Source organism: Streptomyces sp. NPDC001744, from assembly GCF_042892575.1.
Taxonomy (GTDB): Bacteria; Actinomycetota; Actinomycetes; order Streptomycetales; family Streptomycetaceae; genus Streptomyces.
Genome location: NZ_JBIAUG010000030.1, coordinates 1 through 14,326, shown reverse-complemented (window position 1 = coordinate 14,326; position 14,326 = coordinate 1). Strand labels below are relative to the sequence as shown.

General features: G+C 74.2%; 13 protein-coding genes. 9 read left to right on the top strand and 4 right to left on the bottom strand.

All coding sequences use genetic code 11. The annotated features are described in order from the left end of the window. Positions 1–3: 3 nt before the first annotated feature. The 6 genes from ACFYZY_RS27615 (at position 4) to ACFYZY_RS27590 (ending at position 8,360) form a co-directional block, all read left to right on the top strand. Positions 4–1,041, top strand: a complete 1,038-nt coding sequence (locus tag ACFYZY_RS27615) for an alpha-ketoacid dehydrogenase subunit beta (protein WP_388699367.1) — start codon at positions 4–6, stop codon at positions 1,039–1,041. 32 nt (positions 1,042–1,073) lie between these two features. Next, positions 1,074–2,078, top strand: a complete 1,005-nt coding sequence (locus ACFYZY_RS27610; RefSeq protein ID WP_388699365.1) for an ATP-binding cassette domain-containing protein — start codon at positions 1,074–1,076, stop codon at positions 2,076–2,078. Then, entirely contained in the window at positions 2,075–2,902 is an 828-nt protein-coding gene (locus ACFYZY_RS27605) for an ABC transporter permease (RefSeq protein ID WP_388699363.1), read from the top strand. The genes ACFYZY_RS27610 and ACFYZY_RS27605 overlap by 4 nt, the downstream gene beginning before the upstream one ends. A 145-nt stretch (positions 2,903–3,047) precedes the next feature. Next, entirely contained in the window at positions 3,048–4,121 is a 1,074-nt protein-coding gene (locus ACFYZY_RS27600; RefSeq protein ID WP_388699360.1) for an alpha/beta hydrolase, read from the top strand. Positions 4,122–4,152: 31 nt separating this feature from the next. Further along, the gene (locus tag ACFYZY_RS27595) at positions 4,153–7,062 is read left to right on the top strand and encodes a DEAD/DEAH box helicase (protein WP_388699357.1); all 2,910 of its coding nucleotides are present in this window, start codon (positions 4,153–4,155) and stop codon (positions 7,060–7,062) included. Continuing rightward, positions 7,059–8,360, top strand: coding sequence for an SWIM zinc finger family protein (locus ACFYZY_RS27590; protein WP_388699354.1), 1,302 nt, complete (start codon positions 7,059–7,061; stop codon positions 8,358–8,360). The genes ACFYZY_RS27595 and ACFYZY_RS27590 overlap by 4 nt, the downstream gene beginning before the upstream one ends. A gap of 65 nt (positions 8,361–8,425) precedes the next feature. On the opposite strand, the gene ACFYZY_RS27585 is transcribed toward ACFYZY_RS27590, so the two are convergent. From ACFYZY_RS27585 to ACFYZY_RS27570, 4 genes are all read right to left on the bottom strand, one after another. After that, positions 8,426–9,505 carry a PDR/VanB family oxidoreductase gene (locus ACFYZY_RS27585; RefSeq protein WP_388699482.1) on the bottom strand — a complete coding sequence of 360 codons (1,080 nt, stop codon included), beginning with the start codon at positions 9,503–9,505 and terminating at the stop codon, positions 8,426–8,428. Between the two features lie 771 nt (positions 9,506–10,276). After that, complete coding sequence (locus ACFYZY_RS27580) at positions 10,277–11,146, bottom strand: NmrA/HSCARG family protein (RefSeq protein ID WP_388699351.1); 870 nt, start codon at positions 11,144–11,146, stop codon at positions 10,277–10,279. Positions 11,147–11,187: 41 nt separating this feature from the next. Continuing rightward, the gene (locus tag ACFYZY_RS27575) at positions 11,188–12,027 is read right to left on the bottom strand and encodes an NAD(P)H-binding protein (RefSeq protein ID WP_388699348.1); all 840 of its coding nucleotides are present in this window, start codon (positions 12,025–12,027) and stop codon (positions 11,188–11,190) included. Between the two features lie 3 nt (positions 12,028–12,030). Beyond that, positions 12,031–12,465 (bottom strand): SnoaL/DnrD family polyketide biosynthesis methyl ester cyclase, encoded by a 435-nt coding sequence (locus ACFYZY_RS27570; protein ID WP_388699346.1) that lies wholly within the window; start codon positions 12,463–12,465, stop codon positions 12,031–12,033. Positions 12,466–12,717: 252 nt separating this feature from the next. Between ACFYZY_RS27570 and fabG the strand changes: the two genes are divergently transcribed. The 3 genes from fabG to ACFYZY_RS27555 all read left to right on the top strand — a co-directional run. After that, positions 12,718–13,503 carry a 3-oxoacyl-ACP reductase FabG gene (gene fabG / locus ACFYZY_RS27565; protein WP_388699343.1) on the top strand — a complete coding sequence of 262 codons (786 nt, stop codon included), beginning with the start codon at positions 12,718–12,720 and terminating at the stop codon, positions 13,501–13,503. Positions 13,504–13,810: 307 nt separating this feature from the next. Beyond that, complete coding sequence (locus ACFYZY_RS27560; RefSeq protein WP_388699340.1) at positions 13,811–14,119, top strand: acyl-CoA carboxylase epsilon subunit; 309 nt, start codon at positions 13,811–13,813, stop codon at positions 14,117–14,119. Between the two features lie 111 nt (positions 14,120–14,230). Beyond that, positions 14,231–14,326 (top strand): S-adenosylmethionine synthetase N-terminal domain-containing protein (locus ACFYZY_RS27555; RefSeq protein WP_352332740.1); only part of this gene is annotated, 96 nt, incomplete at its 3' end.

Here is a 14,326-nt window from a genome sequence, read left to right as displayed (position 1 = left end):
ACGATGAGCCGGAAGCTCACGTACTGGCAGGCCATCGCCGAGGGCACCGTCCAGGCGATGGAGGCCGATCCGAGCATCGTCGTCGCCGGACAGAACGTCGACGACCACAAGGGCTCCTACGGCACCACCCGCTCCGCGCTCGAACGCTTCGGCGCGGGACGGGTGATCGACACCCCCAACAGCGAGAACGCCGTCGCCGGCATCTGCATCGGCGCCGCCGACCAGGGCCTGCGCCCCCTCGTGGTGCACACCCGGGCCGATTTCATGTTCCTGGCCATGGACGCGATGATCAACCTGGCCTCCAAGTGGCGCTACATGTACGGGGACAAGGGCGGCGTGCCGGTCGTCATGCGCGGCGTCGTCGGCCGCGGCTGGGGTCAGGGCGCCACCCACTCGCAGAGCCTGCACGCGACGTTCGGCCACTTCCCCGGCCTCTACGTCGCCGCTCCCGCCTCCCCGGCCGACGCCAAGGGCCTGCTGGCCACCGCCCTGCGCACGGACACCCCCGTGGTGCTGATGGAGAACCGCTCCCTCTACCCCGTCGAGGGCGAGGTGCCCGAGGAACTCACCCCCGTCCCCTTCGGGGTGGGCCGCATCGCCCGGCACGGCACCGACGTCACCGTGGTGGCCGCCTCGCTGATGGTCCACGAGGCCGAACGCGCCGCCGACCTGCTCGCCGAGCAGGGCATCGGCGTCGAGGTGGTGGACGTGCGCAGCATCCGGCCGCTGGACGAGGACATCATCTGCGAGTCGGCCGCCCGGACCGGCCGCGTCGTGGTGGCCGACACGAGCTGGGCGCGCTACGGCTTCTCGGCCGAGGTGGCCGCCGTGATCGCCGAACGCGTCCCGGGCGAACTGCGCGCGCCGGTCCGCAGGATCACTCCCCCCGACTGCCCCGCCCCGGTGTCCTGGCCGCTGGAGGAGGCGTTCCACCCCAGCGCCGAGAAGATCGCCCGGGCCTGCCTCGACCTGGTGGGCTGGAACGGGACCACCGTGCCCGCCCTGACCGGGGTGGACGCCGGATTCGTCGGACCGTACTGATCCGGACCCCTCCGAACGAAAGGAAACGGGACGTGGAACCGAGCAGACCGGCGGTCGTCGCCGAGGGGCTCCGCAAGAGCTACGGCACGACCCAGGTGCTCGACGGGCTCGACCTCGTCGTACCGCGGGGCACGGTGTGCGGACTCCTGGGACCCAACGGCGCCGGCAAGACCACCACCGTCGGCATCCTCTCCACCCTGCTCTCCCCGGACCGGGGCCGCGCCGAGGTCGCCGGCTTCGACGTCGTCCGGCAGGCGGCCCGGGTCCGCTACCGCATCGGACTCGTCGGCCAGAACGCGGCCCTCGACGAGGTCCTCAGCGGCCGCCAGAACCTGGTGATGTTCGGCCGGCTCCACCACCTGTCCCCGGCCGCCGCCCGCCGCCGCGCGGACGAACTGCTGGAGCGCTTCCGCCTCACCGACGCCGGCGGCAAGCCGGTGAAGGACTGCTCCGGCGGCACGCGCCGCCGGCTGGACCTGGCGGCGAGCATGGTGCTGGCCCCGCCCGTCCTGTTCCTCGACGAGCCGACCACCGGCCTCGACCCGCGCAGCCGCAACGAGGTCTGGGACGCGGTCCGCGCCCTGGTCGACGGCGGCACCACCGTGCTGCTCACCACCCAGTACCTGGAGGAGGCCGACCAGCTCGCCGACAGCATCTCGGTCATCGACACCGGGAAGGTCGTCGCCGAGGGCACCCCGGAACAGCTCAAGAGCCGCATCGGCGGCGACCGGATCGACGTCGTGGCCCGCCGCGCCGACGAACTGGGCAGGGCCGCCGCCGCCGTGGCCCGCGTCGGCGGGGCGGAACCGGTCGTGAACGAGGACACCCGGCGGATCAGCGTCCGGGTCCGCGACCGCGCCACCGCCCTGGCGGACATCGTGCGGGCCCTGGACTCCGCCGGCGTCGCCGCCGAGGACATCGCCCTGCGCAGACCCACCCTCGACGAGGTGTTCCTCCACCTCACCGGAGCCGGCCGGCCGCCACGGACCGGGGCGGACGCCGGACGGGAACCGGAGCCGGAGGTCGTGAAGGCATGAGCGTCACCGTCCCCGAACCCCCCGCCGGACCGCTGTCCCGGCTGCGCTGGGCGCTCGCCGACGGCTGGACCGTCACCCTGCGCGGACTGACCCACTGGACCCGCGAACCCGGCACGGTCGTCAGCGCGATGCTCTTCCCCGTGATGATGGTCCTGATGTTCGGCTACTTCTTCGGTGGCGCGATGCAGGTCCCGGGCGGCGGCGACTACCGCGAGTTCCTCGTCCCGGGCATGTTCGTCATGACCATGGTCTTCGGGATGGGCGAGACGGTGGCAGCCGTCGCCGCCGACAAGAACCGCGGCGTCACCTCCCGCTTCCGCTCCCTGCCGATGGCCCCCTCGGCCGTCCTCGTCGGCCGCTGCGTCACCGACATGCTCAACTCGGTGCTCGGCCTCGCCGTGCTGTTCGCGGTCGGCCTCCTCATGGGCTGGGACGCGCACGGCACCGCCGGCGCGACCGTGGGCGCGGTCGGCCTGCTCCTGCTGCTGCGCTTCGCCCTGACCTGGGTGGGCATCTACCTCGGGCTGCTCATGAAGGGCCCGGAGGGCATCACCATGGTGCAGACCCTGGAATTCCCCGTCGGCTTCCTGACCAGTGCCTTCGTCGCACCGGCCACGATGCCGGGCTGGCTCGGCACCCTCGCCGAGTGGAACCCGCTGTCCTCCACCGTCGCGGCCACCCGTGAGCTGTTCGGGAACCCGGGGTGGGGCGGCGACTCCTGGATCGCGCAGCACGCCACCCCGATGGCCGTCGTCTGGCCCGTCGTCCTCTTCGCGGTCTTCTTCCCGCTGGCCGTCCACCGCTACCGCAACCTGACGAACTGACGACACCGCCGACGTACTGACGCAGCGCCGTACCGACGTACCGACGCAGCGCCGTACTGACGCAGCGCCGTACCGCCGTACCGAGGGGACGGCCCGACCGGCCGTCCCCGCCCCCCCCCGCACCGACCTCTCCAGGAGAACCAGAATGGCCCTGCGCCCCCGAGCCCTGGCGGCAGCCGCCGCGGCCGCGCTTCTGCTGTCCCTGTCCGCGAACCCCGCGACCGCCTCCGCCGAGCGGACCGCCTCCACCGAGCGGACCGCCCGCTCCGGCGGGCCGGCCGGGACGACCTGCGTGCCGTTCGCCACCCGGGTGTCCCCCGCCGAGGACACCTCCGCCGACCAGCGGATCGCCGGCACCCTCTGCACCCCGCGCGGCCCCCGCGCCACCACGGTCCAGCTGCTGGTGCACGGCGGCACCTACGACCGTGACTACTGGAGCGCCCGCGGCCGCACCGGCGGTCCCACCTACGTGGAGGCCGCCACCCGGGCGGGACACGCCACGCTGGCGTTCGACCGGCTGGGCACCGGCACCAGCTCCGCCCCGCACAGCTCCCGCTTCACCGAGACCACCCACGAGTGGGTGACCCTCCAGCTCGTCCGCGCCCTGCGCGACCGCGGCTACCGGAAGGTCGTCCTGGTCGGCCACTCCTTCGGCGCGACGGTGGCCCGCATGGTCGCGGTCAAGCACCCCGACGCCATCGACGGACTCGTCCTCACCGGCGAGGGCGCCCCGCCCAACCTGGCGGCGTTCGAGGAGATGGGACACCTGTACATGCCCGCCGGGCAGCACCCGCTGCTGTCCTGGCGCCGCCTCGACGACGGCTACCTCGCCCTGCGGACCGGCGCCAAGGCCGACTGGTTCTACGACCGCCGGACCACCGAGCCGCGCGTGCTGCTGCGCGACGAACTCACCACCGAGCCGAGCGTCTACCCCAACGATCCGGCCTACGGCGACATCTCCCTCAACGGACGCATCCAGGTCCCCGTCCTCGTCGTCGTCGGCCAGAACGACAAGCTCATCTGCGGCGACCAGGGCGCCGACTGCTCCAGTCCCGCCGCCCTGAAGGCCGCCACCGCCCCCCTGTACGGGCCCCGGGCCCGGCTGGAAACCCTCCTCGTTCCGGCCACCGGGCACAGCCTCAACATGCACCGCACCGCGCCCACGTGGTACCCCTACGTGCAGGACTGGACGAAGCGCCTTGTGAACGGCGCGCGTTGACCGGACCGCGGAACCAGGGGGCGGAGCAGAGATGGTGTGGATGTCGCGTGAACAGGCCGGCCTGTTGGCGCAGTGCCCGGTGGTCTTCGAGGCGGGCGATCCGGCGCGTACCGGAAAGCTCGTCTTCCGGTACGCCGGCACCCCGGCCGGCCGCGACCCCGACGCGCCGCCCCTCCCCGGCGAACCCGGCGAGGCCGACCTGGTCACCGCCGACGACGGCACCCCCGAGGTGCGCCGCCACCGCGTCCTGCGGCTGACCGTCGCCGAGGCGCTGCCCGTCCTCACCCTGGCCCGCCGGCTGCGCACCGGGGCGGCCGGCGGCGGTACGGACGGCGTCGTTCCCAGCCCGTCCGCCGCGTTCTGGGGCGCCGCCACCGCCCTCGGCCTGCATCTCGCCGCCCGCGAACGGCTGCTCCCCGGCGTCTCCGCCACCGGTTACGACACCTGGCGCGCCGGCCCGCTCGCCCCGGAGGACAGCGGGCGCATCCGCGAACTGGCCGCCGCGGCACCGGCCGAGGCGCTCGCGACCCCCCTGCCCGTCCCGCCCGGCGGCCCGCTGCTCCTGCCCGACGCCACCACCCTGCTCCGCTCCTTCGTCGACGCGGTCGCCGACACCCTCCCGCGCACCGCCGCCGCCCAGGCCGTGGCCGGCCGCCCGGCCTTCGCCGCCGTCGAGCCCCAGTACGTTCCCCAGCTGCGCGCCTGGGCCGAGGAGATCTCCGCCGGCATCGACTCGGGCGTACGGCTGGCCCTGCGCCTGGACCTGGTGCCCGCCTCCGACGGCCGCCCGCCCGCCGTGCGCCTCGTCCCCCGGGTGACCAGCCGCGCCGACCCGACCCTCGGCGCCGACGCCGACGAGCTGTTCGCCTCGGCCGGGGCGGCCGGGCTCGGACCGCGGGCCCAGGCCGACACGGTCCTCGCCGTACGACGGGCCGCCGACGTCTGGCCGCCCCTCTCCCGCCTGCTGCCGGTGCCCTCCTCCCTCGAACTCACCGCCCGCGAGGTCCAGGACCTGCTCGGCGACACCACCGGCCGGCTCGCCGCCCACGACATCGAGGTGATCTGGCCCGAGGAGGCCGCCCGCTCCCTGACCGCCCACGTCGTCGTCGGCGGCGAACGGACCCCGCCCACCGACCTCCGCTCCTTCTTCGGCGGCGACGGCACGGTAGACCTGCGCTGGCGGCTCGACCTCGACGGACAGCCCCTCACCGAACAGGAGATGGGTGAGATCGCCGCCGCCGAACAGCCGCTGGTCCCGCTGCGCGGGAACTGGGTGCTCATCGGCGCCGACATCGCCCGCAAGGCCCGCGAACGCGACCTCAAGCCGCTCACCGCCATCGAGGCGCTCGCCGTCGCCCTCACCGGATACACCGAGGTCGGCGGCGCGCAGGTGCGCGTCGCGCCCAGCGACTGGCTCCTCGCCCTGCGCCGGCGCCTGACCGAGACCGACGACGGCGCCGGAGCGGTCGAACAGCCCGCCGCCCTCACGGCCACCCTGCGCGACTACCAGCTGCGCGGACTGCGCTGGATGCACCGCCTCACCTCGCTCGGCCTCGGCGGCTGCCTCGCCGACGACATGGGCCTGGGCAAGACCGTCCAGCTGATCTCGCTGCACCTGCTGCGCCAGGAGCACCCGGACAGCGCCGGCCCCACCCTCGTCGTCTGCCCCGCCTCCCTCCTCGGCAACTGGCAGCGCGAGATCGGCAGGTTCGCCCCCGGCACTCCCGTCCGCCGCTACCACGGCCCCGCCCGCACCCTGGCCGGCGCCGACTCCGGCTTCGTCCTCACCACCTACGGCACCATGCGCCTGGACGCCGAGCAGCTCGGCGCGCACCGCTGGAGCACGGTCGTCGCCGACGAGGCCCAGCACGTCAAGAACCCGCACTCCAGCACCGCGAAGGCGCTGCGGCTCATCCCCGCCCACGCCAAGATCGCCCTGACCGGCACCCCGGTCGAGAACAACCTCTCCGAACTCTGGGCCCTCCTCGACTGGACCACTCCCGGCCTCCTCGGTGGCCACGGCCACTTCCGCGGCCGCTGGATCGCCGCCATCGAGGCCGAGCGCAAGGAACGCGAGGAGTTCGGACCGCCGCCGGGGGAGGAGGGGGAGTACGGCTCCACCGCGCGGCGACTGGCCGAACTGGTCCGGCCGTTCCTCCTGCGCCGCAAGAAGTCGGACCCGGGCATCGCCCCCGAACTCCCGCCCAAGACCGAGACGGACCGCCCGGTCTCCCTCACCCCCGAGCAGCGCACCCTGTACGAGACCCAGGTCCGCGAGGTCATGGCGCGGATCAGGGCCACCGACGGGATCGCCCGGAGCGGCCTGGTGCTCAAACTGCTCACCGGCCTGAAGCAGATCTGCAACCACCCCGCGCAGTTCCTCAAGGAGACGGAGGACGTCCGGCTGGCGGGCCGCTCCGGCAAGCTGGAACTCCTCGACGAACTCCTGGGCACCATCGTCGCCGAGGACGGGGCCGCCCTGGTCTTCACCCAGTACGTCACCATGGCGCGGCTCCTGGAGAGGCACCTGCGCGAACGCGGCGTCCCCACCCTGATGCTCCACGGAGGCACCCCGGTGCCCCGCCGCGAGGAGATGGTCCGCCGCTTCCAGGACGGGGAGGTGCCCGTCTTCCTGCTCTCCCTCAAGGCCGCCGGCACCGGACTCAACCTCACCCGCGCCGACCACGTCGTGCACTACGACCGCTGGTGGAACCCGGCGGTCGAGGCCCAGGCCACCGACCGTGCCTACCGCATCGGACAGACGCGCGCCGTCCAGGTGCACCGGATGATCGCCGAGGGCACCGTCGAGGACCGCATCGCCGCCCTGCTGGAGGCGAAGAAGGGCCTGGCGGACGCCGTACTGGGCTCCGGGGAGCAGGCACTGACGGAACTGACCAACGACGAACTGGCCAACCTGGTCGAACTGAGGAGCGCGGGATGAGCGGGGACGAGACGGGCGCACGGGGCTTCCCGGCCTTCGCCGCGCGACGGGGCGGTCGGGCACGCGGCCAGTCCTGGTGGGGCAGGGCCTGGGCGGACGCGCTGGAGGACACATCCCTGGACGAGGAGGCGCTGAAGAAGGGCCGGGCCCACGCGCGGGCCGGCCGGCTCGGACCGATCACGGTCAGCCCCGGACGCGTCTCCACCACCGGCTACGAGGGCGACGCCCCCTTCAGGACGGTGCTCACCCTGGAGCGGCTCGACGAGGACGACTGGGAAGCGCTCTGGGAGAAGGCCGCCGACCGGCCCGACGTCGCCGACGGATTCCTCGCCGGCGAACTGCCGCCCGACCTGCTGGAGGCCGCCGAGGACGCGCGGGTCCGGCTCCTGCCGGGCTACGGCGACCTGGAGGCGGACTGCGACTGCGACGCCTTCGAGCACCCCTGCAAGCACGCGGCCGCGCTCTGCTACCAGGTGTCCTGGCTCCTCGACGAGGACGCGACGCTCCTCCTCCTGCTGCGGGGGCGCGACGCGGAGGAGGCACGGGAGGAGCTCCGGTCCGTCCTGCTGATGCGGGCGATCATCGGCGACCTCGGGGACCTCGACGACGAGGACGATGACGAGGAAGACGCCGACGCGGAGGAGGACGCGACGGAGGAGGAGGGGACCGCCGTGCCGCTGCCGGACGGCGTTCCCGCCGAGGACGCGTTCGCCCGCGAACCGGCGGCGCTGCCCGGCCTGCCGCCGCTGCCCGGACCGCCTCCCGGGCGGGACGCCTCCTCCGCCGGGGCGGGAGCCGACCCGCTGGAGGAGCTGGTCACCACCGCGGCCGTGCGCGCCCGCGAACTGCTCGCCCACATCCACGGCTTCACCGCCGAACCGCCGGCACCGCTCGACCTCTGGCGGGACTGCGTACGGATCGCGGCGAACCGCCCCGACGCGCGCGTCCTGACCCGCCTGAGGGAGGCGTGCGGCAGCCCGGAGCGGCTCGACCGGGCGGCCGAGGCGTGGCGGCTGGGCGGGAGCGCCGGCCTGGACGTGCTGGAGGAGCCCTGGACGCCGTCCGGGCAGGACACCGCCCGCGCCCGTACCGCGCTCACCGCGGGCTGGGAGGGCGACGAACTCCCCGAGCCGGAGGTGCGGGACAACCGCTGGACGCTGGCCGGCGGCGGGCTCCAGCTCCGCTACGGCCGGGACGGCCGCTGGTACCCGTACCGGTGGGAGGACGGCCGGTGGTGGCCGGCCGCCGCACCGCGCCACGACCCGGCCGAAGCCCTCGCCGAGCTCCTCGACGGCTGAGGCGCCCCGGAGGCCGTCGCCGCGGCGGGCCCGGAACGGACGGACGTCCGTCCCGGGCCCGCGCGCTACAGGTCCACCACGACCCGGCCGCCGCGGGCCCGCGAGACGCACGGGTACATCACGTCCGTACGCTCCCGCTCGGCGGGGGAGAGGACGTGGTCACGGTGGTCGGGGACGCCCCGCAGCACGCGCAGTTCGCAGCTTCCGCACAGGCCGTCCTCGCAGGAGGCGGAGAGGGCGGGCGCCTCCTGCCGCAGGGCGTCCAGGGCCGACTGGTCGGCCCGGACGCCCACCACCGCACCGGTGCTGCCGAGTTCGACCTCGAACGGGAGGTTCTCGCCCGCGGCCGTGTCCGCCGGGGCCGCGAACCGCTCCAGGTGCAGGACCCCTCCGGGACAGGCGGTGTCCATCAGCTCCTCGACGGCCCGCATCAGCCCGTCCGGGCCGCAGCAGTACACCGCCGTGCCCGCCGGGCACGCCGACAGGTGCGCGGCGAGGTCGGGACGGCCCGTCAGGTCGCGCGCGTACACGGAGACCCGTTCCGCGCCGTACCGCTCCAGCCGGGGCAGGAACGCCATGGAGGCGCGGCTGCGGCCCACGTACAGCAGCCGCCAGGGGGTGCCCCGCCGCTCGGCCTCCTCGATCATGGGCAGGAAGGGGACGATCCCGATGCCGCCCGCGACGAACAGGAAGGCGGAGGCGCCGGCCAGCGGGAAGTGGTTGCGCGGCCCGCGCACGGCGACGCGGTCGCCCACGGACAGGCCGTGGACCTCGGCCGAACCGCCCCTGCCCGCCGGTTCCCGCAGCACCGCCACGTGGTAGGCCGACCCGTCCGCCGGATCGCCGTGCAGCGAGTACTGGCGCACCTTCCCCGAGGGCAGGACGAGGTCGATGTGCGCGCCCGGCCGCCACGGCTCGGTGGCCGCCCCGGAGGCGGGGACCAGCCGCAGGCCCACGACGCCCTCGGCCGGCCGGTCGACGGCCCCGACGGTCACCGGTACGTCCCCGGCCCGGACCGGCCCGGCGGCCGGGCCGGAACCGGGGGCCGGGACGGAGGAGCCCGCGAGGGCCCGCGCGTACCGGAGTCCCCGGCGGGTGCGCCCCCACGGCTTGTAGACCGAGACGACGCCCACCAGCACCAGCACGCCGAAGACCGGCGGCACGGTCCAGGCCAGCAGCGTCCCCTCCGGGCTCGGCCGGTGGACCCCGCCCCCGGTCGCGGCCGCCTTCTCGGCGGCGGTCAGCACCAGCGGATGGGTGTACACCCAGGCGAAGGCCGTGACGACCAGGGTGAGGACCCACTTCACCACCAGCCACCAGTGGCGCATCAGGCCCCAGGGCGTCCCGCACCCCAGCAGCACGCCGGTGACCCCGCAGACCAGGCTGACCACCGAGACGGTGCTCTCGTCGAAGACGTACATCGCGTAGTACGCGCCCTCGGCCACGCCGGGGTCCGAGGTGAGGTGTCCGATGAGCGCGAGGGTGGCCATCGACAGGGACAGGCCCAGCCAGCCGACCGACGACAGGATGTGCAGGACGAGGGTCAGCTTCCGCCCTCGGGGACTCAGCCGGAAGGGTTTCCGCGCCGCCGGGGCCGGGGCCCCGGGCGGCGCTCCCTTCCTCTCTCTTCCGGACGGTTCCCCGGGCTGGTCGACGCCGGATGGGGGGCGGTGCCGCGTGGGGGTTGCCAAGGCTGTCTCGCTTTCGTCTCGCGTTCCGTGCCGGCCGTGCGCGTCGCGCGCCGTCCGCCGGGCTGCCGGTGCGCTCGACGGCCTTCCCACCGTCGCGTCCGCCGCTGGAGTCCCGCTCGCGCGCACGCGGACGGCGCCTCGGGCGCGCGGCCGCCGGCCCGCACGCGGACGGGGCCGGAGACCGCCCGCGCGGTCCCCGGCCCCGTCGCCCGCCCGGCGCGGCCGTCAGGCCGTGGGCACCGGGATGCCCTCCAGGTAGGTCGCGAAGGACCGCAGCCCCGGGTGCGCGGTCCGCAGCGCCTCGATGTCCGCCCGGTACCCGTGCTCCTGGAACCACTCGAACATCAAGGCGATGTCGGGGGCGTTGGGGATGTACGGGTTGCCCGCCACCGCGTCCAGCGGAAGCTCCTCGAACCGGGCCGGCAGGCCCGAGCGGACCGAGAACGCCTCCGCGATCTCCGTCGCGGTCAGGGCGTCACCGGCGATCTCCACCGCCCGGCCCACGTACTCCTCCGGCCGGTCGAAGGCTTCGGCGGCGAACCAGCCGATGTCGTCCACCGCGATGAACTGCACCCGGGTGTCGGGCTTCAGCGCCAGCCGCACCACCAGCGTGCCGTCCACCCGCTCGGGCCCGTGAGCGGCGAAGTTGTCCATGAAGAACGTCGGGCGCAGCACCGTCAGCGGCACGCCCGTGTTCTCCAGGTACCGCTCGATGCCCCGCTTGGAGTCGAAGTGCGGAACCCCGCTCTCCCGCTCCGCGCCGCCCACCGACGTGTACACCACGTGACCGGTTCCGGCAGCCTTCGCGGCCCGCGCGAGAGCCCGGCCCTGGCGGACCTCACCCCCCAGCCCGGCCGGGGTCATGAAGTTCTGCACGGCGAACAGACCGTGGAAGCCCTCCAGCGCCGACCGCAGCGACGCCTCGTCGTCGAGGTCGCCCCGGACCAGCTCCACCCCCAGGTCCGCGAGCCCCCGCGCCCGCTCCGAGGCCGGGTCCCGCACCAGCGCGGCCACCGGCCGGCCGCGGCGGACCAGCTCGCGCGCCACCGCCCCGCCCTGCAGACCGGTCGCACCGGTCACCAGGATCCTGCTCATCTGACCGTTCCCTCCATCCCCTTGACGCGTTTCCCGGCTGTTCAGCGGAACAGGGCCGCGTTCTCCGCGGCCCACCGGCGGTAGGGGCGCGGATCGCGCCCGGTGAGGTCGCGCACCGCGCCGGTGGGCCTGGCCCAGGGCACCTCGGGACTGCGCAGGGCCGCCACGTTGCTCTCGGCGGCCGGGCGGTCCCCGGTGATCCCGGCGAACACGTCCACCACCTCCTCGGGCGGCGCCACCGAGAACTCCAGCTCCCGTCCCAGCACGCCGCCCAGGATGCGGGCCTGCTCCTCGGAGGTCAGCGTCTCCGGACCGGTGAGCAGGTACGACTTCCCGAGGTGGCCGTCCCGCGTGAGCGCGACCACCGCCGCCGAGGCGATGTCGTACTCGTCGATCGGGGCGCCGGGATTGTTGCCGATCCAGCAGCGCACCGAGCCCGACTCGCGGACCGTACGGATCCACCAGGAGGTGTTGGCGTGGAACGGGCCCGGCCGCAGGAAGGTCCACGGCACCCCGGACCCCTCGATCACCACCTCGGCCGCCCGGTGCTCCTCCGCGATGCCGTGCGGCACCGGGTGCTCGATGCCGGCGGAGGACAGCAGCACGATCCGGGAGGTGCCGGCCGCGCGGGCGGCGGCCGCCACGTGGGCGGCCTCACCGCCGACGTCGCCGGAGAGCACCACCAGGGCGGCGGTGACCCCGTCGAAGGCGGCCGTCAGCGAGGCGGGATCGGCGGGACTGCCCGCCACCACGTCCACGCCCCCGGGCAGGTTCGCCTCCTCGGGACTGCGGCTCAGCGCGCGGACCGGAAGGCCCAGCGCGAGCAACTGGTCGACGGCCTCGCGGCCGACCTTGCCGGTGGCTCCGGTGACCAGGAACACGGCTCAGTCCCTCCAACCGCGCGGCTCCGGCCACGGCGAGCCGAGCTGCCGGTACGTGCCCTGGTAGTCCGGCCAGTCCCGGTGGTCGCGGATCTTGCCGTCGACGAAGCGGAGGAGGTGGATCTGCTCGCCGGAGAAGACGCGGCCGGTGGGGGCCATGCCGACGAGGTCCCCCACGTGACGGCCGTACAGGACCAGGTACGCGCGCACCCACTCCCCGCGCTCCTCCAGCTGCACCTCCTCCAGCCGGGCCTCCTCCGAGAACGTCATCCGCAGCCACTTGACGGCCATGGCGAAGGAATCGGGGCCGCGCAGGTCCATGTGCTCCAGCGCGGCCGGGTTGAGGTAGTCCGGGTGGATGTACTCCGCCACGTCGTCGGTGTTTCCGGTGTTGTACGCCTGGATCATCCGGCGCACGGCATCTGTCTGGCTGCTCATCGCATTCCTTCCGGGGAATGTGTCTCCGGTCCTCCGGTTCTTTCGCAATCCTGCGGGTCGGGAAGCCGTCCCGACAACCTCCTGGGATATCCGGGAAAGGAATTCGACGGAGCGTGCAGCGGGATTCGAGCGCGTTTCCAGCGGGACTCCGGGAACGGGCCGCGAAGACCTTCCCTCAAGCGCCGCTCGGGCAGCCGTCGAGTGGGCCGGGAAAAGGTCGGGGGCATCCATGACCTTGACGGAGGTAGACCCATGACCACACAGACCAGCACGGCGGCCCTCGTCACCGGCGGCACCAGCGGAATCGGACTGGCCGTGGTGCGCGACCTCGCCCGCCGCGGTCACCGGGTCTTCCTCTGCGCCCGGACCGAGCGGCAGGTCAAGGAGACGGTGGCGGAACTGCTCGCCGAGGGCCTGGAGGTGGCCGGCGCCGTCGCCGACGTCCGCGACCCCGAGTCGGTCGTGGCGCTCGTCGCGACCGCCGTGGAGACCTTCGGCCCGATCGGCGTCCTCGTCAACAACGCCGGACGCAGCGGCGGCGGCCCCACCGCCGACCTCACCGACGAGCTGTGGGACGACGTCATCGCCACCAACCTCACCAGCGTCTTCCGGCTCACCCGGGAGGTCCTCAGGAACGGCGGCATGCGGGAATCCGGCCGCGGCCGGATCATCAACATCGCCTCCACCGCCGGCAAGCAGGGCGTCGTCCTCGGAGCCCCCTACTCCGCCTCCAAGCACGGTGTCGTCGGCTTCACCAAGGCCCTCGGCAACGAACTCGCCCCCACCGGCATCACCGTCAACGCCGTCTGCCCGGGATACGTCGAGACCCCCATGGCCCAGCGCGTGCGCTCCGGCTACGCGGCCGCGTACGACACCTCCGAGGAGCAGATCATGCGGAAGTTCACCGCGAAGATCCCGCTCGGCCGCTACTCCACCCCGGAGGAGGTCGCCGGCCTGGTCGGCTACCTGACCACCGACACGGCGGCCTCCCTCACCTCCCAGGCCCTCAACGTCTGCGGCGGCCTCGGCAACTTCTGATCCGGAGGGGCGGGCCCGGCGGCGCCCACCGGACGCGGCCCCCTCCTCCGGCGCGACCGCGACGGATTCCCGTGCGCGCCGAATGAATTCCGCCCGGCGCCCTCCGTGCGGCTCTCGAATTCCACTGGAATTCTTTCCGTCGGAATTCGTTCCGACGGAAAAGCTGCGGACGGCCGCCGGGCCGGTGGAGCGGAGCGGTATTCACCGGGCGTTCCGAAGGGACGGCCCGAGTCGGGATCGAGCGTCTCCGGAGAGCCGGGGAACGCGACGCCGGACGTTTCCGGAAGGTACTGCCGAAAGGGCCCGCATGAGCACCGTCGACGAACGGCCGCCGGCGAACGACGGCACCCGCACGCCCGCTTCCGGGAACGCGCCGGACCACCCGCCCCGGCCGGCCGGACCCGCCGGCCCTCCGCCCTCGACGGCGCTGGCGATGGCCTCGATCCACATCTCCCGGGGAAACCCCACGCCCGAGGAGACCGCCGCCGTGGCCGCGCTGCTCATGGCCCGTCTGTGCCGGCTCCACGAGACCGGTCCGTCCGCCGGACCGCGGAGCGGCAGGCTTCCCCACCGGCCCGGACCGGCGTACCGCGCGCCGGGCACCTGGGCCTCCTGACGGCGGCCGTTCCGCCGCCGCGGCACGCGCCGGGGAGGGCGGCCCCGGTCGAGCGGCCCCCGACCGATCCCCGTGAGAGTCCGGAGCACGTCCCGCAACGTCTGGAGAGCCATGTCCCGTCGTCTGTTCACCTCGGAGTCCGTCACCGAGGGACATCCCGACAAGATCGCTGACCAGATCAGCGACACCATTCTCGACGCGTTGCTG